19 protein-coding genes are annotated in these 25,272 nt (G+C 58.0%); 5 read left to right on the top strand and 14 right to left on the bottom strand.

What is annotated here, in order from left to right; all coding sequences use genetic code 11:
* Positions 1-13: 13 nt before the first annotated feature.
* The 6 genes from V1603_RS08225 to queA form a co-directional block, all read right to left on the bottom strand.
* Positions 14-379, bottom strand: a complete 366-nt coding sequence (locus V1603_RS08225) for a VOC family protein (protein ID WP_008503341.1) — start codon at positions 377-379, stop codon at positions 14-16.
* Between the two features lie 142 nt (positions 380-521).
* Complete coding sequence (gene secF, locus V1603_RS08220) at positions 522-1,493, bottom strand: protein translocase subunit SecF (RefSeq protein WP_028012143.1); 972 nt, start codon at positions 1,491-1,493, stop codon at positions 522-524.
* Between the two features lie 10 nt (positions 1,494-1,503).
* Positions 1,504-3,351 carry a protein translocase subunit SecD gene (gene secD, locus V1603_RS08215; RefSeq protein WP_071888278.1) on the bottom strand — a complete coding sequence of 616 codons (1,848 nt, stop codon included), beginning with the start codon at positions 3,349-3,351 and terminating at the stop codon, positions 1,504-1,506.
* A 27-nt stretch (positions 3,352-3,378) separates the two neighbouring features.
* Positions 3,379-3,711 (bottom strand): preprotein translocase subunit YajC, encoded by a 333-nt coding sequence (gene yajC / locus V1603_RS08210; RefSeq protein ID WP_000007630.1) that lies wholly within the window; start codon positions 3,709-3,711, stop codon positions 3,379-3,381.
* A 22-nt stretch (positions 3,712-3,733) separates the two neighbouring features.
* Positions 3,734-4,861 carry a tRNA guanosine(34) transglycosylase Tgt gene (tgt, locus tag V1603_RS08205; RefSeq protein WP_045259930.1) on the bottom strand — a complete coding sequence of 376 codons (1,128 nt, stop codon included), beginning with the start codon at positions 4,859-4,861 and terminating at the stop codon, positions 3,734-3,736.
* A gap of 53 nt (positions 4,862-4,914) precedes the next feature.
* Positions 4,915-5,985, bottom strand: coding sequence for a tRNA preQ1(34) S-adenosylmethionine ribosyltransferase-isomerase QueA (queA, locus tag V1603_RS08200; protein WP_163330415.1), 1,071 nt, complete (start codon positions 5,983-5,985; stop codon positions 4,915-4,917).
* A 92-nt stretch (positions 5,986-6,077) separates the two neighbouring features.
* Here queA and acpH point away from each other — a divergent pair, with 92 nt between their 5' ends.
* Positions 6,078-6,659 (top strand): ACP phosphodiesterase, encoded by a 582-nt coding sequence (acpH, locus tag V1603_RS08195; RefSeq protein WP_116341640.1) that lies wholly within the window; start codon positions 6,078-6,080, stop codon positions 6,657-6,659.
* 127 nt (positions 6,660-6,786) lie between these two features.
* Positions 6,787-7,389 (top strand): peroxiredoxin C, encoded by a 603-nt coding sequence (locus tag V1603_RS08190; RefSeq protein WP_003859113.1) that lies wholly within the window; start codon positions 6,787-6,789, stop codon positions 7,387-7,389.
* A 42-nt stretch (positions 7,390-7,431) separates the two neighbouring features.
* On the opposite strand, the gene V1603_RS08185 is transcribed toward V1603_RS08190, so the two are convergent.
* From V1603_RS08185 to phoB, 7 genes are all read right to left on the bottom strand, one after another.
* Complete coding sequence (locus V1603_RS08185; RefSeq protein ID WP_395313752.1) at positions 7,432-8,817, bottom strand: DUF3999 domain-containing protein; 1,386 nt, start codon at positions 8,815-8,817, stop codon at positions 7,432-7,434.
* Positions 8,814-11,435 (bottom strand): DUF2339 domain-containing protein, encoded by a 2,622-nt coding sequence (locus V1603_RS08180; RefSeq protein WP_395313751.1) that lies wholly within the window; start codon positions 11,433-11,435, stop codon positions 8,814-8,816. Before V1603_RS08180 ends, V1603_RS08185 begins: the two co-directional genes overlap by 4 nt.
* A gap of 86 nt (positions 11,436-11,521) precedes the next feature.
* Positions 11,522-13,339, bottom strand: a complete 1,818-nt coding sequence (malZ, locus tag V1603_RS08175; RefSeq protein ID WP_395313750.1) for a maltodextrin glucosidase — start codon at positions 13,337-13,339, stop codon at positions 11,522-11,524.
* Between the two features lie 162 nt (positions 13,340-13,501).
* The gene (proY, locus tag V1603_RS08170; protein WP_116341648.1) at positions 13,502-14,875 is read right to left on the bottom strand and encodes a proline-specific permease ProY; all 1,374 of its coding nucleotides are present in this window, start codon (positions 14,873-14,875) and stop codon (positions 13,502-13,504) included.
* Positions 14,876-14,956: 81 nt separating this feature from the next.
* The gene (gene brnQ, locus V1603_RS08165) at positions 14,957-16,276 is read right to left on the bottom strand and encodes a branched-chain amino acid transporter carrier protein BrnQ (RefSeq protein WP_116341649.1); all 1,320 of its coding nucleotides are present in this window, start codon (positions 16,274-16,276) and stop codon (positions 14,957-14,959) included.
* 409 nt (positions 16,277-16,685) lie between these two features.
* Positions 16,686-17,981, bottom strand: a complete 1,296-nt coding sequence (phoR, locus tag V1603_RS08160; RefSeq protein ID WP_302220083.1) for a phosphate regulon sensor histidine kinase PhoR — start codon at positions 17,979-17,981, stop codon at positions 16,686-16,688.
* A gap of 21 nt (positions 17,982-18,002) precedes the next feature.
* Positions 18,003-18,692: a phosphate response regulator transcription factor PhoB gene (gene phoB / locus V1603_RS08155; protein ID WP_395313749.1), complete on the bottom strand. Its 690-nt coding sequence runs from the start codon at positions 18,690-18,692 to the stop codon at positions 18,003-18,005.
* Between the two features lie 187 nt (positions 18,693-18,879).
* Here phoB and sbcD point away from each other — a divergent pair, with 187 nt between their 5' ends.
* The gene (sbcD, locus tag V1603_RS08150) at positions 18,880-20,085 is read left to right on the top strand and encodes an exonuclease subunit SbcD (RefSeq protein WP_395313748.1); all 1,206 of its coding nucleotides are present in this window, start codon (positions 18,880-18,882) and stop codon (positions 20,083-20,085) included.
* The gene (gene sbcC / locus V1603_RS08145; protein WP_395313747.1) at positions 20,082-23,213 is read left to right on the top strand and encodes an exonuclease subunit SbcC; all 3,132 of its coding nucleotides are present in this window, start codon (positions 20,082-20,084) and stop codon (positions 23,211-23,213) included. The genes sbcD and sbcC overlap by 4 nt, the downstream gene beginning before the upstream one ends.
* A gap of 75 nt (positions 23,214-23,288) precedes the next feature.
* On the opposite strand, the gene mak is transcribed toward sbcC, so the two are convergent.
* Positions 23,289-24,194, bottom strand: coding sequence for a fructokinase (gene mak / locus V1603_RS08140; RefSeq protein WP_116341657.1), 906 nt, complete (start codon positions 24,192-24,194; stop codon positions 23,289-23,291).
* Between the two features lie 123 nt (positions 24,195-24,317).
* Here mak and rdgC point away from each other — a divergent pair, with 123 nt between their 5' ends.
* Positions 24,318-25,232: a recombination-associated protein RdgC gene (gene rdgC / locus V1603_RS08135; RefSeq protein ID WP_014882739.1), complete on the top strand. Its 915-nt coding sequence runs from the start codon at positions 24,318-24,320 to the stop codon at positions 25,230-25,232.
* The last annotated feature ends 40 nt before the right edge of the window (positions 25,233-25,272 follow it).

Genomic DNA, 25,272 nt, shown 5'->3' with positions numbered 1-25,272 from the left:
TCTCATTCCGCTCTCAGGCAGGTTGATGGAGGCCGACGCGGTTACCCTCGCTGTCGGTAAACAGTGCGATAGTGCCGATACCATGCGGCAGTTCCAGCGGGCCAAATACGCACTCGCCGCCCGCGGAGGCAATGCGATCGAGCGTCGCCGCCAGATTGTCAGTATGCAGGTAAATAATAGCGCCCTGCAAAGACGGTGTAACGCCGTCAAATTTTGCCAGCGCCCCACCGGTGGCGGGATCCTCATGCGGAAAAACCGCCAGCTCTGCGCAATCCATTTTCTCGCGACGCAGCGCAAGCTGCATGACCGGCTCATAAAATTTGATGGCGCGATCCATATCCGAGACCGGAATTTCAAACCAGTTAATTACGCTTTTCATACATCCTCCTGTCTGTTGTTTGGGTTCAGAAGGAGTCTACGACAGGGCTCCTGACAGCATACTGTCAGGAGTGTTTGTCAGGAGCAGATAAAAAAAATCCCGGTCAACAGACCGGGATTCCGATAACGCACTAAACGTCGCCTTACGGCAGAATGGACGGCTGATCCGCCCCTTCTTTTTCGACTTTCTGCTGGAGCAGGTGCTCGCGCTTCATACCGAGTTTCAGGGCCAGGGCGGACGCGACGTAGATGGACGACGCCGTACCGATGGAGACACCGATCAGCATGGTCAGCGAGAAGCCTTCCAGCACCGGGCCACCGAAGAGGAACAGCATCAGGATTACCATCAGGGTGGTACCGGATGTGATCAAGGTACGGTGCAGCGTCTGGGTCAACGACACGTTAAAGATTTCGTACGGCGTGCCGCGACGGATCTTACGGAAGTTTTCACGGATACGGTCAGATACCACGATACTGTCGTTCAGTGAGTAACCGATAACGGACATCAGGGATGCCACGATAGTCAGGTCAATCTCAATGTGGAACAGAGACAGTATGCCCATGGTGATCACCACGTCGTGCGCCAGAGCGATAACCACACCGGCCGCCAGTCGCCACTCGAAGCGGAAACCGACGTACACCAGGATGGAGATCAGCGCCACCAGCAGCGCCATGGCGCCGGTCTGCGCCAGGTCTGCACCCACGCTCGGGCCGACGAACTCAATACGCTTGACCGCCGCGCTCTGGCTGGTGGTCTCGTTAATGACCTGTACGACCTTACTGCCCAGCTCCTGGCTGCCGTTGGCATCGTGCACCGGCGGCATACGCACCATGATGTCGCGGCTGCTGCCGAAGTTCTGCAGCAGCGGCTCTTCAAAGCCCGCTTTCTGCAAAGACAGACGCATCTGGTCCATATCGACCGGTTTTTCCAGGGAGATCTCGATGACCGTACCACCGGTGAAATCCAGACCCCAGTTAAAGCCTTTCACGCCCATAACGATGATGGACAGAATCAGCAGTAAACCTGAAATGCCGAAGGCCCAGTAGTCCCAGCGCATAAAGTCCCAGACTTTACGGCCATGGTTCAATTGTTCAACAGTATATTCCTGTGCCACAACGCACTCCTCAGATAGACAGCTTTTTGACGCGCTTGCCGCCGTACAGCAGGTTCACGATGGCACGGGTGCCGACAATAGCGGTAAACATTGACGTTGCGACACCGATACCGGTTGTAATCGCAAAGCCTTTGATCGCGCCAGTACCCACTGCATACAGGATAAGAACCTTAATCAGTGTTGTTACGTTCGCATCGAAAATGGAGCTGAACGCGCCTTTATAGCCTTCGTCAATCGCCTGCTGAACAGAGCGACCGTTGCTCAACTCTTCTTTGATACGTTCGTTAATCAGTACGTTGGCGTCGACCGCCACCGCAAGGGTCAGAACGATACCCGCAATCCCCGGCATGGTCAGCGTCGCCCCCGGCAGCAGGGACATAATGCCGATGATCAGCACCAGGTTCGCGATCAGCGCGGACGTCGCAATCAGACCAAACTTCTTATAGAAGAAGATCATGAAAAGGATAGAGACCGCCAGACCGGCCAGACACGCTTCCAGACCCTGCTGGATGTTTTGCATACCCAGCGTTGGACCAATGGTACGTTCTTCAACAATCTGAATTGGCGCAATCAGCGCACCGGCACGCAGCAGCAGAGAGAGCTGACGCGCTTCGTTCGGGTTGTTAATACCGGTAATACGGAAGCTGTTACCCAGACGAGACTGGATGTTGGCGATGTTAATCACCTCTTCCTCTTTCACCAGCACCGCACGACCGTTTGCATCTTTCTTACCGCTGTCTTTGTACTCCACGAACAGGGTCGCCATCGGTTTACCGATGTTGTCCTTAGTGAAGTTAGACATGATGTTACCACCCGCGCTATCCAGCGAGATGTTAACCTGCGGCTGGTTGTACTCATCCTGGCTCGACGTGGAGTCAGTGATGTGGTCACCGGTCAGGATCACGCGCTTGTACAGCACAACCGGCTGACCTTCGCGGGTCTGTTTCACTTCGGAGTCACCCGGAATACGGCCAGACGCCGCGGCGGACTGGTCGACATTGGAGTTCACCAGACGGAATTCCAGCGTCGCGGTCGCACCGAGAATCTCTTTCGCACGCGCGGTATCCTGGATACCCGGCAGTTCAACCACGATACGGTCAGCACCCTGACGCTGTACCAACGGCTCAGCCACACCCAGCTGGTTCACACGGTTACGCAGAATGTTGATGTTCTGCTGAACGGCATATTCACGCGCTTCTTTCAGACGCGCATCGGTCATCACCGCACGCAGCTGGTTGCTGCCCTGAGAGGTGATCACCAGGTCACGGTGACGTTGGGTCAGGTAATCTACAGCCTGATCGCGCGCCGCGCTGTCGCGGAACGTGATGCTCATGCCGTAGTTATCTTCTTTACGCACGGTAGTGTATGGGATGCCTTTGTCACGCAGATCGCTGCGCAGGCTGTCAATATTCTGTTCCTGCAGCTTGCCGAGCGCGGTATCCATATCCACTTCCATCAGGAAGTGAACGCCGCCACGCAGGTCAAGACCGAGTTTCATTGGCTCTGCGTTCAGCGCAGCCAGCCAGCGAGGGGTTGCAGGAGCAAGGTTAAGCGCCACGACATATTTGTCACCCAGCACGCCCATCAGCGCTTCGCGAGCGCGGAGCTGCGTGTCGGTGGTGTCGAAGCGAGCAAGAATTGCACCCTCTTCCAGAGCCACAGACTTAGCGGTAATTTTTTCTTCTTGTAACGTTTTCTGGACCTGGATCAGCGTTTGCTCACTGGCGGCGACACCGCGCGCGCCAGTGATTTGAACAGCCGGATCCTCACCATACAGGTTGGGAAGCGCGTACAGCAGGCCGACGATAATCACGACGACCAGCATGATGTACTTCCACAAAGGATAACGGTTTAACACGGCAGTTCCCTTTGGGAAAAGTTGGGATTACAGCGCCTTCATAGTGCCTTTCGGCAGAACGGCAGCTACGAAGTCACGTTTGATAACCACTTCAGTGGTGTCGTTCAGGGCGATAGCAATGTAGCCGCTTTCAGCCACTTTGGTTACGCGGCCGACCAGACCACCGTTGGTCAGCACTTCATCGCCTTTCGCAATGGAGTCCATCAGCTTTTTGTGCTCTTTGGTACGCTTCTGCTGTGGGCGCAGGATCATGAAGTAGAAGATCAGACCGAACACAACCAGCATCAGGATCAGAGACATCGGGCTGCCCTGCGCCGGAGCACCTGTTGCCGCTACCGCATCAGAAATAAAAAAGCTCATTCAAATTCCCTCATTATTAATATTAATCAACGTTCAACGGTGGAACATCCCGCCCCTGACGTTGGTAAAAATCGGTCACGAAGCTCTCTAATTTACCCTCTTCGATAGCCTTGCGTAAACCAGACATTAAGCGCTGATAGTAGCGAAGATTATGAATCGTATTGAGACGCGCGCCCAAAATCTCGTTACAACGATCGAGATGATGCAGATACGCGCGAGAATAATTGCGACAGGTATAGCAATCGCACTCGGAATCGAGCGGGCTGGTGTCACTCTTATGCTTCGCGTTACGGATTTTCACCACGCCATCGGTAACGAACAGATGACCGTTACGCGCGTTGCGGGTTGGCATCACGCAGTCGAACATATCAATGCCGCGACGTACGCCTTCCACCAGATCTTCGGGTTTACCCACACCCATCAGGTATCGTGGTTTATCCGCCGGGATTTGCGGGCAGACGTGCTCCAGAATGCGGTGCATGTCCTCCTTCGGCTCACCCACAGCCAAACCGCCGACAGCGTAGCCATCAAAACCTATCTCTACCAGACCTTTAACAGAGATATCGCGTAAATCTTCGTAAACGCTGCCCTGAATAATGCCAAACAGCGCATTTTTGTTCTGCAGGGAGTCAAAACGGTCGCGGCTGCGCTTCGCCCAGCGCAGAGACATCTCCATAGAGCGTTTCGCGTAGTCCCAGTCTGCCGGGTATGGCGTACATTCGTCGAAGATCATCACGATGTCAGAGCCGAGATCGTACTGAATCTCCATCGATTTTTCTGGATCGAGGAAAATCGGATCGCCGTTGATCGGGTTACGGAAGTGTACGCCCTGCTCGGTGATCTTGCGGATATCGCCCAGGCTGAAAACCTGGAATCCACCGGAGTCGGTGAGGATGGGGCCTTTCCACTGCATAAAATCGTGCAGATCGCCGTGGAGCTTCATGATCTCCTGACCCGGACGCAGCCACAGGTGGAAGGTATTGCCGAGGATAATCTGTGCGCCAGTGGCTTCAACTTCTTCCGGCGTCATCCCTTTTACGGTGCCGTATGTGCCCACAGGCATAAACGCGGGGGTTTCCACCACGCCGCGATCAAACACCAGGCGACCGCGACGCGCGCGGCCATCGGTGGTATCAAGTTCAAATTTCATTTTTTCTCCGACGTCAGAAAAACAGTCCAACGTTGTAATACGGTGCCGCGGACTTATTCCCCGACACGCTCATTCAAAGCCAGCGGATTGTACGTGATAAACATCGCGTCCCCGTAGCTAAAAAAGCGATATTTTTGTTCTACCGCAGACTTGTAGGCATTCATCGTATGCTGATAACCCGCAAACGCGGAGACCAGCATAATCAGCGTCGATTCAGGCAGATGGAAGTTGGTCACCAGCGCGTCAATCACTTTGTACTGATAGCCCGGGTAGATAAAAATCTGCGTATCGCCAAAGAACGGCTCGATAAGATCGCGCTTTGCAGCCTGCGCGGCGCTCTCCAGTGAACGCACGGACGTCGTACCGACGGCCACGACGCGGCTACCCCGCGCTTTCGCCGCCAGCACCGCGTCCACCACATCCTGCGGCACTTCGGCATACTCGGAGTGCATGATGTGGTCTTCAATGCTGTCCACGCGCACCGGCTGGAAGGTGCCCGCGCCAACGTGCAGCGTCACAAACGCCATCTCAATGCCTTTGGCACGCAGCTTTTCCAGCAGCGGCTCATCAAAGTGCAGACCCGCCGTGGGTGCAGCCACCGCGCCAGGCTTCTGGCTGTAAACGGTCTGGTATAGCTCGCGGTCAGCCTCTTCGTCCGGGCGCTCAATGTACGGCGGCAGCGGCATATGGCCGATGGCGTTCAGGATATCGAGCACCGTACGCTCGTCGTTGAATTCCACCTCAAACAGCGCATCGTGGCGCGCGGTCATGGTCGCTTTAATGCTCTCGTCATCGCCGAGCAGCAGCTCCGCGCCCGGCTTCGGTGCCTTGGAGGCGCGAATATGTGCCAGAATGCGTTTATCATCGAGCATACGTTCGACCAGCACTTCAATCTTGCCGCCGCTGGCCTTACGGCCAAACAGGCGCGCCGGGATCACGCGGGTATTGTTAAAGACCAGCAGATCGCCAGGGTTGAGCTTGTCGAGCAAATCGGTGAAAGTACCGTGCGTCAGCTCGCCCGTTGGCCCATCCAGTGACAGTAAGCGACAGCTGCTGCGCTCAGGCATGGGATAGTGAGCAATCAGGGATTCAGGTAGTTCAAAGGAGAAATCGGCGACGCGCATGACGTATACTCGTGACTTAAAAACAGGCGGCATAGTCTAGTGCTCACACCCTTTTGCTGCAACAATTAGCCGCCACTGGACAAATAAAACGCATGAATTTTCTCGCTCACCTGCATCTCGCTCATCTCGCTGACAGCTCCCTGTCCGGCAATTTGCTGGCCGATTTTGTGCGCGGCAACCCCGCTGAGGACTATTCCCCTGAGGTTGTCGACGGGATTTTTATGCACCGCCGCATCGACGTGCTGACGGATAAGCTGCCGGAAGTGACGGAAGCCAAAGCGTGGTTTCGCCCTGAAACGCGCCGCGTTGCCCCGATCACGCTCGACGTGATGTGGGACCACTTCCTGTCGCGCCACTGGGAACAGCTGTCGCCGGAGATGCCGTTGCCGGCGTTTGTGCGCTACGCCCACCAGCAGGTGTCGATTATTCTGCCCGACTCGCCGCCGCGCTTTGTGAATCTGAATAACTACCTGTGGTCAGAACGCTGGCTGGAGCGCTATCGCGAGATGGATTTTATCCAGAATGTGCTGAATGGGATGGCAAGCCGCCGCCCGCGGCTGGATGCGCTGCGCGACTCCTGGTATGACCTGGATGAACATTACGATGCGCTGGAGAGCCAATTCTGGCAGTTCTATCCACGCATGATGGCGCAGGCGAAAAACAAACAGCTGTAACAGAATTCACATTGATAGGTAAAAGCTGGTGGAACGATTGTCACCACCTCTTTGTCTTATCCAGGAACACTCTCTATACTGGCTCGCGTTGCGTTCCAAATAACCTTAGTATCTACAGGAGAATCATATGGTTCTGGTAACTCGTCCGGCTCCGGATTTTACAGCTGCAGCAGTTCTGGGCAACGGTGAAATCGTTGAAAACTTCAACTTCAAACAGCACACCAACGGTAAAGCGACCGTTCTGTTCTTCTGGCCAATGGACTTCACTTTCGTTTGCCCGTCTGAGCTGATCGCGTTCGACAAACGTTATGAAGAATTCCAGAAGCGTGGCGTGGAAGTGGTTGGCGTCTCCTTCGACTCTGAATTTGTACACAACGCATGGCGTAACACCCCTGTCGAAAATGGCGGCATCGGTGCGGTGAAATACGCAATGGTTGCGGACATCAAACGCGAAATCCAGCAGGCTTACGGTATCGAACATCCGGACGCTGGCGTTGCACTGCGCGGCTCCTTCCTGATCGACGCAAACGGCATCGTTCGTCACCAGGTTGTGAACGATCTGCCGCTGGGTCGTAACATCGACGAAATGCTGCGCATGGTTGACGCGCTGCAGTTCCACGAAGAGCACGGCGAAGTGTGCCCGGCTCAGTGGGAAAAAGGTAAAGAAGGTATGGCTGCTTCCCCAGACGGCGTAGCTAAATACCTGTCTGAGAACGTATCCAGCCTGTAATCGGCACGGTTTACGGAAGAGGCCCGCTTATGCGGGCCTTTTTTATGCCTTACGCTGCGTCTCTCGCCAGATGCGCCAGGCCATGCCCGCCAGCAGAATCACGCCCGCAATCAGCACACCCCACACCAGCAGCGCGTTCATCCTGCTCTCCTGCTCGGACGCAGAGGTCGCGGTCAGACGCCCCTCGCCGCCTAACGCGACATCATCCAGAATGTCGGCCTGCGGCAGGTTCGCCATATCATAGGTCTTGCGCAGATCGGCAGGGATCAGCATGTCAGGCTCCACGCTGGCTGGTTTTGCCGCCCCGTTACCCCAGGCGAGCACGTACGGTGCTTTTCCCTGCGCGTTGAACACCAGGTCATAGCGATCGCGATGCCCGGTGACGCTCGGCAGGTACTCCGGCAGGCGCGCATTCAGCGTCGTGACTTTCACCGCCTGCACCAGGCCCCCGTTAAGCGAAACAGGTGGAGACGTTTTTCCCTCCAGACGGTAAAGAACCTCTTTTTTCAGGGGGTGCCATGCATCTTTATCCGAACTGCGCCACGCTATCTCCACGGGAAGGACGCCATCGCCGTTCAGTGAGATGCTGACAGCACTCAGCGGCTGCGGACGCGCCCAGCGCCACTGCGCTTCGCTTGTCGATAGCTGCTCCCCTTCCCCCTCAAGGTCGATCGCTTCCGGGGCCGCCTGGGCAGGTGCGCTGATTGCGTTTACGCCGGTCAAGGTTATTCCCTGGCTCTGCGCGTTCAGCACCACCAGGAGATAGCGGTTCGTATCGGGAGACAAAACAATATCGGTATCGATCCGGTCCAGCTTAAGACGATCCTGCCCGCTCACCACGTCCAGCAGCGGCATATCCTCACGCAGGGTATACCAGCGCTTAAGATCCTCGCTGTAATAGACCGACGCCGTTCCCTGCCACGGCGTCTGAGGGGTATTCCAGAGCAGCTGTAATTGGGACAGCCTTATTTCCCCCGTATCCTGCTCCGGCAGAGTCAGCAGATAATGCTGGCCGGTTGCGGCGGCATTTTGTCCTTCAAGCACAATCTCAACGCCGTTTGCGGAACGGAGCAGGATCTTATCGCTCTCCTCACCCCCTCGCGCAGGCGCAAGGGGCGACGCGTCCAGCGGAAAGAGGCGCAGCGCCGTGGATTGCACTGCCGCCTGCGGGCGCGTCGCGGTAACCAGGCTGAAGGGAACCGGCTCGCCCGACTGATTAAAGACGCGAACGTCATGCAGATCCGGCGACGTGCTCTGCGCATAGACGGCGAGCGGCAGCGTCACCCGATACCACTGGGAAGGAGCAGACGTATCCAGCGAGCGGCCAAAGGCATAGTCCCGGGGCGATTCCGTTTGTACCTCTTCGCAGAACCCCGGGGCGGCAAGCGCCAGCAGCGCGGTACAGGCTACCGCTTTCATCCATTTCATTTTTCGTCTCCTGTTTTGGGCGGCAGCGGCGAGAAATACCCCACGATCAGCACCAGTATTGCCACGCCGATAAACGCCACCGCGCGTGACAGACCGCCTCCGCCCGCGCTGTCCACCAGCATAAGTTTAACCATCACCACCCCCAGCAGCGCGGCACCGCCAAGCCACTCCTGACGGGAAGCCCGGCGGGTGGCGTGGACCATGATCACCAGCGCGCTCAGCATCCAGAACAGGGCAAACGAGGTCTGGATAAGCCGCGAATCCCACAGTGATGCCATATTCCAGGCCACGTCGCCGTACCAGGCCAGGGCGCGCATCAGCGCACCGTTAAGCCACCAGAAGCCAAACGCCATAATCGCGACGACAGGCCACGGACGTGCCTGCGAGAGCAGCGCCGGGTAGTAGCGTTCCACCATCTGATAAAAGACCACCAGCCCCAGCAGCGCGAACGCCGCGCCTTCCTCAAGCGGATTCACCAGCGGCAGCCAGGTCTGACGGTAAACCACGCCGTCCTGGAAATTGGTCACCACCAGCAATATCAGCAGCGCCACGACCACGGGGATCGGTGCTATACACGCGTAGAGTGCGGGCCACTCCCGGAACGGCCACCCGCGACGGCGTACCGCCGCAGAGAGCGCCATAATTACCCCGCCGCCTGCGGCCATCGCCAGCCCGCTGCCCCAGGCCGCCATGCCCCACGGCAGCGACCGGGCAAACCAGTAAAGCTCCGCCGCCAGCGCCAGTAAAATCATCCAGAACAGAGACAGGTGCAGCCCCCCAGAGATGCGCGGCGCTAAACGGGCGCCGTCGCGCCGCAGCAGCATCAGCGCGGCAGGAAGCGCGATTCCCCATGCCAGATTTGACCAGCCGGCGGCAAATATCTGCTGGTGCGAGAGCTGATAGCCCACCATCACCAGCATCAGCGGCCACAGCAGCCATTTGCTGGCATCCAGTTCCCGCCACGCCAGACGAGCCGCAGCCTGCCGCCAGCCCCAGACCGACGCCGCCGTCAACGCCAGCACGCCTGCCAGAACAGGTAATTCCTGCTTCAACACCAGCCGCGACGCGCCAAATAGTGCCACGAGCCAGAACAGCAGCCCGCCTGCCAGCAGCGCCCAGCTAACCGGCAGAAAGATGTTCCGCCACAGCCAAGCAGCAGCCAGCCAGCAAAGGCTGAGGATGGTGAAGATCAGCAGCAGGCTCAGCGACGTAACGCCATTCATCTGCGCCCACAGCGCGCTGCCGAGCGCCAGCACCAGCAGCGCCGTCCCGCTATAGCTCATGCGTCGCTGGTGCTGCTGCACGCCCAGCCAGAGGATACCCAGCCCCTCAAGCGCCCAGGCCATCGCCGTCCAGCGCGCGGAGAGCGCCAGCGGAATGGCGAGCGTGGCAAATCCGCCGCCGATGGCCAGCGCCGCCATCACCAGCGGTCGTCCGATGGAGGGATAGCGCCGCAGCGCAAGGAACGCGAGGGTAAGATAAAACGCCCCGTATCCCAGCGCGCTCAGGGCCGGGCCATATTCCCAGTGTCGGGTCATGCCGTACTGCATCCCAAAACCCACCAGCGGCGGGGCAAACAGCAGCACGCCGTCAATAATCTGCTTCCCTTTCTCCTGCGCCCTCAGCGACAGCGCTACGCTCAGCACGCCGAAGATCAGCGTATTGGCAATCAGGAACAGCTGGCAGATCCAATAGTCTTCAGGCTGGTAATCACTCAGCCCCCACAGGCCGCCCACGCCAAAGGTAAAGAGCAGCCCGAGCAGGTTAAGCTCGCGCCAGTGCTGCCAGATGCTGATGGCGAGAATGCCGATGGAAAGCAGGAGATAGAAGGAGAACAGCGCCACAAAGCTACCGCCCCCGGTAGATAGCAGCAGCGGCGCGAGATATCCACCGAGGCTCGCCAGCATGGCAAGGCTCAACGCCTTTTGCAGCACCGCCAGCCCGACGCTCGCGGCGCAAATCACCACCAGCAGCGCAAAGGCCAGCGTCATCGGCAGCATCTGCCAGAGCCGGAAGGCGCCGAAGACCGTCAGGTAGAGAATGCCCGTCGCCCCTCCCTGCAAGATAAGCGCGTAGACCGGCTGCCTGTGCCGCAGCCGCCACCCAACCGCCAGCAGAACGATGGCAAACAGCGCCGTCGCCACCAGGCGCAGCTCAAGCGGGAACAGGGAATGTTCAACGGTATAGCGCAGCAGGAATGAAAGACCCAGGAAGAGCAGCAGAATGCCAAGCTTCGCCAGGGGATTACCCTGCATAAACCAGCGCGCCAGCGAGGTCACTATGCCGCCAAAGGCAGAAGGCTGTTTAGCCGCTGACGCAGGGGCCGGAGCGGGTTCGGCCTCGATAGCGGAAATCTCGGGACGCCAGGGATCGACAGGCGCGGGAGCGTCCTCAGCCACCGGCGCGGTCACGACCGCCGGAGTAGCAGCTTGCACCTGTTCTGGCTCCGGCGCTATCTCTGCCGCGCCGCGCTGCTCAAGCGCCTCAATGCGCTGGCGTAGCCGGGCGATCTCCTGCTGTGCCGCCGTGCTTCGATTAAACCCGATAACCGCGAGCACGGGCGCAACCAGCAGCGCAAAAACCAGGAACAAACAGCCAAGGATGTAAAGCTCGTCCATGTTTCCACCTTCACCGTATACAATCCGTTAAGATTGACACAAATCGTTGCATTTGCGCCATCTTAAAAGGTGGAAACATTAGCGGATTAGCTGCCGAGCCAGACCGTCGCGGATACCGCAGGCAGCGCCAGCACGCCGTCCTGCATCGTCGCCTTGCCCTCTTTGTTCTTCCACATCGCCACCTTTAGCAGCGGTGAATCACCCAGCACCACTTCGCAGCCTTCGCCCCGATTGATCGCCACCAGCACGCGCTGCTGGTTATAGACGCGGACAAACACCACCACGTTATCGTGGGCGTACACCACCTGACAGCCACCGTAGCGCAGGGCAAGGCTCTGCTTGCGCAGTTTCGCCAGCCGCTGATACAGGCTGAACAGCACCTTGTCCTGTTTCTCTTCCTCCCACGGGAAGGTTTTGCGGCAGAACGGATCGTTGTTGCCGTCCAGCCCCACTTCATCTCCGTAGTAAATGCACGGCACACCCGGCCAGGTGAAGAGCCATGTGACCGCCAGGGGGAAACGTGCGACGTCCTTGCCGAGCAGGGATTTAAAGCGCGCGGTATCGTGGCTATCGAGCTGGTTAAACATCCGCAGCTGCTGCTGATGCGACAGGCCTGCGCGATAGTTATCCATCCACGCTGCGCAGGTTTCGGCATCGATATGGTTAGGATCGTAGGAGATATCGGTATTTGCCAGGAATCCCCACAGCGGGAAGGTAAAGCCGCGATAATTCATCGCCGCATCTTCCGCATCGTTTTGCAGCCACTGGCGCGCGTCGCCAAAGTGTTCGCCAAACACAAACGCCTCCGGCTGGGCCGATTTTGCCGAGCGCGCGATCCCGGCGACGTGCTGAAGGTTATTCCGCGCCCCGCCCGCTTCACCGAGCATATGCACCACGTCCAGGCGCCAGCCGTCCATATTCCACGGCGCCTTCAGCCAGTGACGGACGATGCTGTCTTCACCGCCGTAAATTTCATCAATCAGAGAAGGCGACTGGAAATCCAGCTTCGGCAGGCTCGGGTATCCCAGCCAGTCCAGCGCGCGGCCCTCTTCGTTAAAGCTGTACCAGTCGCGCTGCGGCGAGTCCGGGTTATGACATGCCCCGCCCATCGACTGGTTATGGCGGTCAAACCAGGCGTGCGAATCGCCGCTGTGGTTGAACACGCCGTCCAGGATCAGGCGCATCCCCTCTTTTTGCGTATTCTTACGCAAGCGCAGCAGCGCCTCGTCGCCGCCAAACTGCTCATCAACGTGGCGATAATCTTCGGTATCGTATTTGTGCACGCTCGGGGCTTTAAACACCGGGTTGAGGTACAGCGCCGTCACGCCCAGTTTTTTCAGGTACGGCAGCTTTTCGCTGATGCCGTCGAGATCGCCGCCGTAGAACGTCGAGCCACCTGCCTGCGCCGTCACCGGTTCATCCCATTTTTTCAGAATGATGTCGTGACCGGCCGCATGATGGAAATAGACCTTGTCCTGGTCGGCGGTGCGTTTTTCGCTGCGCGCAAAGCGGTCCGGGAAAATCTGGTAAAAGATCTGTTCGTTAACCCACTGCGGGCCGTTATCAGGATAATCGACGGCAAACTGCTCCAGCCGCGCGGGCGGGAAACGGCTAAACCCCTGCGGGGTAAACCACAGCTGACGGTTGTTCCACAGCAGCTTGAAGCTGTAACGGCGGCGCGGCTGCCCGCTGCTCAGGTCGATATTCGCCCGCCACGCGGTGATCCCCGGCTGCGGCTGGCTGCGCAGCTTGTGCATTTTCAGCCCGGTCTCTTCGTTATCAATTTCGGCGCGAAGCGTCACGCGTTCAGGCTGGTTTTCCCCCGCCAGCCAGAGCGTAATCACAAGGTTGTCTTTGTTTTGCTTAACAAATGGGGCAACCGGAAGGTGCCAGGCGTTTAACATCACGAATCCCCTCTGATGAAATTGACGTCACCTTGCCACAGGGTGGTTAAGGATAGCTCACCATGACGTGATTTATTGGGGGAGGAGGACGGGGGAGGAGGCATCTGTGCGGCCTGATGCCCTCACCCTAACCCTCTCCCACCGGGAGAGGGAAAATGGATATTACTGCGCTTCCGCCAGCTGGCGGTCGCGGCGGCACTTAAACACCCAGCCGATCAGCAACAGAACGATCCACGCACAGCCCACGTACAGGGAAATGCGGGTATCCGGGTGGTAGCCAATCAGGCCAATGATAAACACCAGGAAGATCAGCCCGACCACGGTCGTCGCCACCCCGCCCGGCACCTTAAACTTCAGCGCTTTCGCCTCATCCGGCGACAGACGACGGCGGAAGGCAATCTGCGACAGCAGGATCATGATCCATACCCATACCGTCGCGAAGGTCGCCAGGGACGCAATCACCAGGAAAACGTTCTCCGGCATGATGTAGTTCAGGTAAACCGAGAACAGCAGCGCTACGGTCATCACCACCACCGTCACCCACGGCGTGCCGCGGCGTGAGGTTTTGGCGAACACCTTCGGCGCGCTGCCCTGCTCCGCCATGCCGTGAAGCATACGGCCCACGCCAAAGACGTCACTGTTGATCGCGGAAAGCGACGCAGTCAGCACCACAAAGTTAAGAATGCTGGCCGCAAAGGCAATCCCCATATGCTGGAAGGTCAGAACAAACGGGCTACCGTTGGTACCCACCTGATTCCACGGGTAGATGGACATAATCACGAACAGCGTACCCACATAGAACACCAGAATACGCATCGGCACCGAGTTGATGGCGCGCGGAATGGACTTCTCCGGATCTTTCGCTTCCCCGGCGGTGATACCGATAATCTCGATACCGCCGTAGGCGAACATCACCATTTGCAGCGACATGACCATCCCGAGCCAGCCGTTGCTGAAGAAGCCACCGTTGCTCCAGAGGTTGTGAATACCGGTCGGCTGCCCGCCGTTGCCAATTCCCCAAATAATGATCCCGAAACCGGCCACAATCATGATGATGATGGTGGCGACCTTGAAGAAGGAGAACCAGAACTCCAGCTCGCCGAACACCTTCACGCTCATCAGATTGACGGCGCAAATGATCAGCACCACGCTCAGCACCCAAATCCAGTGCGGCACCGCCGGGAACCAGACGCCCATATAGATGCCGAATGCCGTCACGTCGGCAATCGCCACAATCAAAATTTCAAAGCAGTAGGTCCAGCCGGTGATAAACCCGGCCAGCGGGCCGAGGTTTTCCTGCGCGTAGCGGGAGAAGGAGCTGGCAGACGGGTTGTGAACCGACATTTCGCCGAGGGCGCGCATGATGATATACGCCGCCACGCCGCCGATAATGTACGCCAGCAGAACGCTGGGACCGGCCATTTTGATGGCATCTGCCGAGCCATAAAAAAGACCGGTGCCGATAGCAGAGCCCAGCGCCATAAAGCGGATGTGGCGCGTGCTCAATCCACGTTTAAGTTTGTTAGTGCTTTCCATTTAAATCTTGCCATTCAACACGAAAAAAACAAAAAACCACGGGGCCTTAAGCCCCGTGGTTAAACAGTTTGTTGCCGTTGATTAATGAGCGTTAGATGCGACCTGACGCCCTGCAGCACGATCCCAGATAACCGCCAGAACCAGTGCAACAACGGTAGGCATCAGCCAGGCCAGGCCCTGCTCGGACAGCGGCAGACGCTGTGTCCAGGCTGGCAGAATTTCAGCGAACGCTGATGCTTTAATCCCGTCAAGGATACCAAAAATCAGGCTGATAAACATGGCTGGCGCAATAATTCGTGAGGAGTTATGCCACCACGGACGGGTGAAGCTCAACACCACCAGCACGATGCACGGCGGATAAATCGCCGTCAGCACCGGAATCGAGACCTGAATCAGGTGGCTCAGACCGAGGTTGGACACCGCCATGGAGAAGATACCGAGGATAAACACCAGGGTACGGTATGAGAGCGGCAGATACTGCGCAAAGAACTCTGCGCAGGCGCAGGTCAGGCCAACCGCGGTTACCAGGCACGCCAGGAAGATCAGCGCCGCCAGCAGCATACTGCCCGCACCACCGAAGGTGTGCTGAACGTAAGCGTGCAGGATAGCCGCACCGTTGGCGTTTTGATCGACCAGCATCGCGCTATCAGAGCCCAGGCGGAACAGCGCCAGATACAGCAGCGTCAGGCCTACACCGGCCATCAGGCCAGCCCAGATGGTATAGCGGGTCAGCAGACGCGCTTCGGTCACACCGCGGGAACGCGCGGCGTTAACGATAACGATACCAAACACCATCGCGCCCAGCGTATCCATCGTCAGGTAGCCGTTCACAAAGCCGTTAGAGAACGCGGCGTTTTTATAGGCGTCCATCGCGTCGCTAATTGGACCGGCTGGCCAGATGATGGCCGCCACGGCCAGCACGATCAGCGCCACAATTTTCAGCGGTGCCAGGAAGTTACCGACCGTGTCCAGCAGCTTGCCCGGATAGAGGGAAACCAGGATCACGATGGCAAAATAAATCAGGCTGTAGATAAACAGCGGCATCGCGCCGTCGCCGGTCAGAGGAGCAATACCTACTTCGAAGGAAACGGTCGCGGTACGCGGGGTCGCAAACAGCGGGCCAACGGCCAGATAGCAGACGGTAGCCAGCAGTACGCCCGCCACTTTACCAATCGGGGTGCTGAGGCTATCCACGCCGCCGCCGACTTTCGCCAGCGCGACAACGGTCAGGACCGGCAGACCCACGGCAGTAATCAGGAAACCAAACGCGGCGGTCCAGACGTGTTCACCCGCCTGTAAGCCAACCATTGGAGGGAAAATGATGTTGCCTGCGCCAACGAACAGCGCAAATGTCATAAAGCCCAGCGCGATAATGTCACGCGATTTTAAGTGATGGGTCATAAAACCTTACTGCCTGTGGATGTGGTGTTGAAAACGTTGAGATTTTCGATTCCCCTGACGGGACGATACAGCCGAAAATTTGCTCAATTTCAGCGGGAAATGCTCCCGTCCTGGCGTGGAGAAGAATAGTTTTTCGATTTACCACGCAAATACAGTCGGTCTGACAGTATCTGGGGGGCAATTTAAACGCTTATAACGTTTAAAGGCAAGGTGGGATCGTAAAACCAGAACAATATGCCAGCATGAAAATATACTCCAGCACAATACGCTAATTATAAGAAAAACCCATGGCTAATCATGCGAACAAAAAACAGCCAGCCGTATAAAATTCACACGCGTTTCGCTTGACTGCAAAGCAAACGGGCCAGCAAACGCTGACCCGTGGAAAGGTAAAATGACACACCTGCCGTCAGGCGCTCTTTTTGGCAATTAATCGTTCCGGGATAACGAAACTGAAGCGGGTTCCCTTACCCAGGGTACTCTGGATATCAAGACGGCTTTCATGGTGATTCACCGCGTGTTTCACAATCGCCAGCCCCAGTCCGCTCCCTCCCGTCTGCCGCGAACGCGCTTTATCCACCCGGTAGAAACGCTCGGTCAGGCGCGGAATATGCTCCGGGGCAATCCCCGGCCCGTTATCCTCCACGCTAAACTCGGCGCCTGTCGGCGTATGCTGCCAGCGCACTACGATATCCGTCCCTTCCGGCGTATGGTTTACCGCGTTGTACACCAGGTTGGAGATGGCGCTACGCAGTTCATCTTCGCTGCCCAGCACCTTCAGCGTATTGTCGACGTCAAAGGTCAGCTGATGTTTTTTATGGCTTAACGTCTGCGCTTCACGCTCCACGACGCGCAGCATCATTGGCACATCTATGGTGTCATTCAGCGCAAGCGACGGCGCCGCTTCAATCTTCGAGAGCGTCAGCAGCTGTTTCACCAGCCCTTCCATACGGTGCGTTTGCTCACGCATCGTGTGCAGCGCTTTTTCACGCGGCGCGCCTTCCAGGGTTTGCTCCTGCATCATCTCCAGGTAGCCCTGCAGCACGGTCAACGGAGTGCGTAGCTCGTGGCTCACATTGGCGAAGAAGTTACGACGCGCCCCTTCCAGCTGGTGCATCTGGGTAACGTCGCGCGCCACCATCAGCCACTGGCGATCGCTGTAGGGCATAACGCGGATTTCCAGATGGCGACCGTTATTCAGCTTCAGATTGTGTGGACGGGTAAAATCACGCTTTTTCAGATACAGCGTGAACTCGGGATAACGCAGAAGGTTGAGGATATTCTGACCATTATCGTCCGGCCAGCGCAGGCCCAGCAGCTGTTGCGCAAGGCCGTTACACCAGAAGATTGTCCCTTCTTCGGTCGTCAGAATAACGGCATCCGGCAGCGACTCTGCACCGCTGCGAAAGCGTTTGATCAGGCTTCCCAGCTCGCGACGGCGCTTTTTATTACGCATCTGCATTTGGTGCAGACCGTACAGCAGCGGCTCCCAGCTGCCGCTTCCCGGCGGCGGCGTCATACTGCGGTCAACCCACAGCCACCATGAGAGACGCAACAGGTTCCAGAAATGCCAGACTAACAGCCCGGTGACCGCCGCCAGCAGAAACCACGGCAGATGCCCAAGAAAGGCCCCCAGAAGAAGGGCCGGAATACAGCATAAGATCAGTTCAAAGACGAGCCTTTTCCATGACAGACGTTCCAGCACGCGTCACACTCCTGTCATTGTTCAGAAACGGGTCGAGAAACGATAACCCGTGCCGCGGACCGTCTGTACCATGCGATCGTGGCCGCTCAGTTCCAGCGCTTTTCGCAGGCGGCGGATATGTACGTCAACCGTCCGGTCTTCGACATACACGTTAGTTCCCCAGACGTTATTCAGCAACTGCTCGCGGCTGTAAACGCGTTCCGGATGGGTCATAAAGAAGTGCAGGAGTTTAAATTCGGTAGGCCCCATGTCGAGGGGGGTTTCGCCGGTCATCACGCGGTGTGACGTTGGGTCAAGGCTGAGGCCCTGCATTTCGATCACCTCTTCCACCGCCATCGGCGAAATCCGACGCATGACGGCCTTAATGCGCGCAACCAGCTCTTTTGGGGAAAACGGTTTAGTAATGTAATCGTCCGCGCCGGTCTCCAGACCGCGCACGCGATCCTCTTCCTCTCCGCGCGCCGTGAGCATCACAACCGGAATATCGCGGGTCAGCGCTTCACGCTTCAGGTGTTTGATAAACTGCAGTCCGGAGCCGCCGGGCAACATCCAGTCAAGCAGAATCAGATCGGGCCAGGGTTCATTCAGCTGGTTCACCGCGCTGTCATAATCTTCCGCTTCAACCGGCTGGAAGCCATTTTGTTCGAGCACGAAGCACACCATTTCACGAATTGGAGCTTCATCTTCTACGACCAGAATACGTCTCGCCATACTTTGCCCTGTCTTATCTTATTTAAGTTACAAGTTTGTAATGCGGCGCCATTATGCGTCAGTTTTATGACAGATTTATGAAAAACAGTACCACTACAAATGGCAAACTGTTGTTTTATTACAGCGGTTATTTTCCTCTCCCTGACAGTTTATAATCGCCCGCATCGTTTTTCGCCACGGATCTCCTATGCGCATACTTCACACCTCGGACTGGCATCTGGGTCAAAATTTTTACAGCAAAAGCCGTGCGGCTGAACATGAAGCGTTCCTGAACTGGCTGCTGGAAACGGCCCGGACGCACGAGGTGGACGCGATTATCGTGGCGGGTGACATCTTTGATACCGGCTCGCCCCCCAGCTATGCGCGTGAGCTGTACAACCGCTTCGTGGTCAACCTGCAGCAGACCGGCTGTCATCTGGTGATTGTTGCCGGCAACCATGATTCCGTCGCGACGCTCAATGAATCCCGCGACATCCTGGCGTTTCTCAATACTACAGTGGTCGCCAGCGCCGGGCACGCGCCGCAGATCCTGAAAAAACGCGACGGCACCCCGGGGGCGGTACTGTGCCCCATTCCTTTTTTACGGCCGCGCGACATCGTGCAAAGCCAGGCGGGGCTGTCGGGTGCGGAAAAGCAGCAGCATCTCCTGCAGGCCATCACCGATTATTACCACCAGCAGCACGCCGATGCCTGCGCCCTGCGCGGTGAACAGGCCATTCCGGTCATTGCCACCGGGCACCTCACCACCGTAGGGGCCAGCAAAAGTGACGCGGTCCGCGAGATCTATATCGGCACGCTGGATGCGTTCCCGGCGCAAAACTTCCCGCCAGCCGACTACATCGCGCTCGGGCACATTCACCGTGCCCAGGTCATCGGCGGCTGCGAGCATATCCGCTACTGTGGTTCCCCTATTTCGCTCAGCTTCGATGAAACCGGGAAAGCCAAGTCCGTGCATCTGGTGAGCTTCAGCGAGGGTAAACTCAGCGCCGTCGAGACGCTGGAGGTGCCGGTCACCCAGCTGCTGGCGGTGCTGAAGGGCGATCTGGACGCCATTACCGCCCAGCTTGAGCAGTGGCGCGGCGCGGCGCTTAACCCTCCCGTCTGGCTGGATATCGAAATCACCACCGACGACTACCTCCACGATATGCAGCGGAAAATTCAGGCGCTGACCGAAGAGTTGCCGGTAGAGGTGCTGCTGGTGCGCCGCAGCCGCGAGCAGCGCGAGAAAATTCTGCTCGGCGCACAGCGTGAAACCCTTAGTGAACTGCGGGTAGAAGAGGTATTTGAACGCCGCCTGTCGCAGGAAGAGATCGATGATGCGAAGCGCGTCCGGCTCAACGAGCTGTTCAGCCATACCCTGCACGCCCTCAATGACGAGGAAGAAAACGCATGAAAATTCTGAGCCTGCGTCTGAAAAATCTCAACTCCCTCAAGGGCGAGTGGAAAATTGACTTCACCGCGGAGCCGTTTGCCAGCAACGGCCTGTTTGCCATCACCGGCGCAACCGGCGCGGGCAAAACAACCCTGCTCGACGCCATCTGCCTTGCGCTCTACCACGAAACGCCGCGCCTGAATAAGGTCTCTCAGGCGCAAAACGACCTGATGACGCGCGACACCGCCGAGTGCCTGGCGGAAGTGGAGTTTGAGGTGAAAGGCGTTGCCTATCGCGCGTTCTGGAGCCAGAACCGGGCGCGCAACCAGCCGGACGGGAACTTACAGGCACCGCGCGTGGAGCTGGCCCGCTGCGAGGACGGCAAGATTCTGGCCGATAAGGTTTCGGATAAACTGGAGCAAACCGCGGCGCTCACCGGACTGGACTACGGCCGCTTTACCCGCTCGATGCTGCTCTCGCAGGGGCAGTTTGCCGCCTTCCTGAATGCCAAACCGGGGGATCGCGCAGAATTGCTGGAAGAGCTAACCGGCACCGAGATCTACGGTCAGATTTCCGCCATGGTGTTTGAAAAACACAAAGCTGCACGCGGCGTGCTGGAAAAGTACGAGGCGCAGGCGGCGGGCGTCGTGCTGCTCAGCGAAGCGCAACAGCAGCAGTTGCAGCAAAGTTTGCAGGCACTTACTGACGAAGAGAAAACCCTGCTGGCCCAACAGCAGCGACAGCAGAAAGATTTTCAGTGGCTTACGCGCCATGACGAGCTTGTGCAGGAGCAGCAGCGCGTCACCGCCCTGCAGCAGCAGGCGCAACAGGCGCTAACGAACGCGGCGCCGGAACTGGCAAAGCTCCAGCTTGCTCTGCCCGCCGCCCAGCTTCGTCCGCTCTGGGAGCACCAGCAGGAGCAAACCTCACGTCTGACGCAAACCCAGCAGCGAATTAACGAAGTAAATACTCGCTTACAGACCAAAACCGCACTGCGCGCGCGGATCCGCAATACCGCCCTGCGTACCCATGAGCGGCTACAGGCCGAACTGACGGCGCTGGCGCAGTGGCTGGCGGAGCACGAGCGTTATCGCCTGCTGGGACAGGAAATTGCCGGCTGGCGCGCCCAGTTCTCACAGCTAAACCGTGACAAAAGTCAGCTCGCCGCACTTGCTGCGCGGATGACTGAGCTACGTCAGAAGCTGGCGGAGATGCCGGAAAATACGCTGACGCTGACGGCGGATGAGGTCAGCGCGGCCATGGAGCAGCAGTCCCGGTCCCGCACGCTGCGTCAGCAGCTGACGTCGCTCCATGCCCGCTATCAGCCGCTGCAAAAGCGCCTGCGCCAGAGCGGTGAAAGCGCGCAAAAAGCCCAGGCGGAGCAGAGCAAGCTCAATGAAACGCTGGCGCTGCGCCGCCAGCAGTACAAAGAGAAACACCAGCACTATCTGGACCTGAAGGCCCTGTGCGAACGTGAAGCGACGATTAAAGATCTGGAAAGCTATCGCTCACAGCTTGAGGCAGGCAAACCCTGTCCGCTGTGCGGCTCCAGTGACCATCCTGCCGTTGAGCAATACCAGTCGCTTGAGCTGACGGATAACCAGCGCCGCCGTGATGCGCTGGAAAAAGAGGTCGCCGCGCTTAAAGAGGAAGGCCTGCTGGTGCTGGGGCAGGTGAATGCCCTGGCTCAGCAAATTCAGCGTGAGACAGACGAAGCGCAGGCCTTGTCTCATGAGGAGCAAGCACTCACTAAAGCGTGGGTGGAGGCCTGCGCGTCTTTGAATATCGCATTGAATATTCAGGAGGATATCGCGCCATGGATGAACGAGCAGGAACAGTACGAGCGGCAGCTTTATCAGCTCAGCCAGCGCCTGACCCTGCAAAACCAGCTGAACGAGCAGGAAGCGCAGGAGCGCCAGTATCAGCAGCAGCTGACGGCCGCCCGCCAGGCGCTGGAACACACCCTGCTCGCACTCTCGCTTAGCGTTCCCGAAGAGGGTAATGAAGCCGGCTGGCTGCACGCCCGCGAAGCGGAATTCTCTCAATGGCAGGAGAAGCAAACGCAGCACGGCGTGCTTCAGGAACATATAAACGCGCTGAAGCCGCTGCTCGACACGCTTCCGGCAACAAACAGCGAAGAGGCTGAACCGGCCATCCCTGATGGCTGGCGCGACATCCACAATGAATGCGTGTCGCTGCAAAGCCAGCTCACCGTCCAGCAGCAGCAGGAAGCGCTGGAGCGCGAGCGCCTGCAGCAGTCGCAGACGCAGTTCACCGCGGCGCTCGCAGCGAGCTGTTTTGCCGATCGGGAGGCGTTCCTTGCGGCCCTGCTGGACGACGACGCTATCAGTCACCTCCAGCAGCTGAAACAGTCGCTGGAAAACCAGATACAGCAGGCCGCAGCCCTTTCCGGCCAGGCTAATCAGCAGCTGCAGGCGCACCTTGCACTGCGCCCGGAGGAACTTGACGCGGATGCGTCAACTCTGCAAAGCCAGCTGCAGCAGCTGGCGCAACGGCTTCGCGAGAACACCACGCATCAGGGCGAGATCCGCCAGCAGCTTAAGCAGGACAGCGATAACCGCCAGCATCAGCAGGCGTTAATGCTGCAAATTGAAGAGGCCGCGCGCCAGGCAGATGACTGGGGATACCTGAACGCGCTGATCGGCTCCAGCACCGGCGACAAGTTCCGTAAGTTCGCGCAGGGGCTGACGCTGGATAACCTGGTCTGGCTCGCTAACCAGCAGCTCAACCGCCTGCACGGGCGTTATCTGCTGCAGCGCAAAGCCAGCGAGGCGCTGGAGCTGGAAGTGGTCGACACCTGGCAGGCCGATGCGGTGCGCGATACGCGTACGCTCTCCGGCGGCGAAAGCTTCCTGGTCAGCCTGGCGCTGGCGTTAGCGCTGTCCGATCTGGTGAGCCATAAAACGCGAATTGATTCCCTGTTCCTGGATGAGGGGTTCGGCACGCTCGACAGTGAAACGCTGGATACCGCGCTGGATGCGCTCGATGCGCTGAACGCCACCGGAAAAACCATCGGGGTGATCAGCCACGTTGAGGCGATGAAAGAACGCATTCCGGTGCAGATTAAGGTGAAGAAAATCAATGGGCTGGGGTATAGCAGGCTGGATAGGGTGTTTGCGGTGGAATAAATGGGGGGATGGTGCGGTCTGGTGCCCTCACCCTGGCCCTCTCCCACAGGGAGAGGGTACTAACACAACATGCGTTTATTCCGGCCATAACCACGCCGCGCCTCGCACGCCGCTGGAGTCGCCGTGGACGGCTTTGCGGATCGGGGTTTCACACTCGCCGCCGAAGACCCACTGTTTCACCAGGTTCGGTACCGTGGCGTACAGTCGATCAACGTTGCTCATGCCGCCGCCAAGCACAATCACGTCCGGGTCAAGAATATTCACCACGTGCGCCAGCGATTTCGCCAGACGCATTTCGTAGCGGCTAAGCGCCAGTTCGGCCACGGGATCCTGTTCTTCCACCAGACGCATAATCTCGTTCCCCTTGAGCGGCTGACCGCTCAGGCGGTGGTAGTCGGTCGCAAAACCGGTGCCAGAGATAAACGTCTCGATACAGCCCTGCTTGCCGCAGTAACACGGCACCTCGGCGCGGTATTTAAGCTCATCTTCATCCATCCACGGCAGCGGGTTGTGTCCCCACTCGCCCGCCGTGCCGTTGCCGCCGATATGGGCACGTCCGCCAAAGGCCACACCCGCGCCGCAGCCGGTACCGATAATCACCGCAAACACGGTCTGCGCCCCGGCTGCCGCGCCGTCGATGGCCTCAGAGACCGCCAGGCAGTTAGCGTCGTTGGCCAGACGCACTTCCCGGTTCAGGCGCACGCTTAAATCTTTATCAAACGGCTGACCGTTGAGCCAGGTGGAGTTGGCGTTTTTTACCACCCCGGTATACGGCGAGATCGACCCCGGGATCCCCATCCCGACGCTGCCGGTTTGTCCTGTCGCCTGCTCGGCCATATCGACCAGCCGGGCAATCGTCTCGATCGTCTGGTGATAGTCATCGCGCGGCGTCGGCAGACGATGGCGAAACAGCTGTTCCCCCTGCTCGCTCAGTGCGATGACTTCTGTTTTGGTGCCGCCCAAATCAATCCCAATACGCACAAGACTCTCCTCATTATTTTGATTATCAACAGAGTAGAAGCACGCTTCCCGATTAGCAATGCAAGCGATGCGACAATTCGTTATCATGCCCGCTGATTTAACGACAAGGCCGTGGAAATTATCATGCTGTGGTTCAAAAATTTGATGGTTTACCGTCTCAGCCGCGACGTTTCGCTGCGCGCAGAAGAGATGGAAAAACAGTTAGCCGCTTATAGCTTTTCCCCTTGCGGTAGCCAGGATATGGCGAAAACCGGCTGGGTTCCGCCAATGGGCTCACAAAGCGATGCACTGACCCACGCCAGCAGCACGGGTCAAATCATCGTCTGCGCCCGCAAAGAAGAGAAAATTCTGCCCACGCCGGTGGTTAAGCAGGCGCTTGAAGCAAAAATTTTCAAGCTGGAAGCCGAACAGGGCCGCAAGCTGAAAAAAACCGAAAAAGATTCGCTGAAAGACGAAGTGCTGCACTCTCTGCTGCCGCGTGCCTTTAGCCGCTTCAGCCAGACGATGATGTGGATCGATACCGTTAACGGGCTGATTATGGTGGACTGCGCCAGCGCCAAAAAAGCCGAAGATACGCTGGCCCTGCTGCGTAAAAGCATCGGCTCTTTACCGGTCGTTCCGCTGGCGCTGGAAACGCCGATTGAGCTGACCCTGACCGAATGGGTCCGCAGCGGTACCGCGGCGCAAGGTTTCCAGATCCTGGACGAGGCCGAGCTGAAAGCCCTGCTGGAAGATGGCGGCGTGATCCGCGCGAAGAAGCAGGATCTGGTGAGCGACGAGATCGCCGTACACATTGAGGCTGGTAAAGTGGTCACCAAACTGGCGCTCGATTGGCAGCAGCGCATTCAGTTCGTGATGTGTGACGACGGCTCCGTGAAGCGTCTGAAGTTCTGCGATGAACTGCGCGATCAGAACGAAGATATCGACCGGGAAGATTACGCCCAGCGCTTTGACGCGGACTTTATCCTGATGACCGGCGAGCTGGCCGCGTTAATTCAGAATCTGGTGGAAGGTCTTGGCGGCGAAGCGCAGAGATAACAGGCAAAACGTAGGCCGGGTAAGCGTGAGCGCCACCCGG

Source organism: Enterobacter sp. ECC-219 (assembly GCF_043966805.1).
GTDB classification, from domain to species: domain Bacteria; phylum Pseudomonadota; class Gammaproteobacteria; order Enterobacterales; family Enterobacteriaceae; genus Enterobacter; species Enterobacter cloacae_N.
This window is presented reverse-complemented; position numbering and strand designations above follow the sequence as displayed.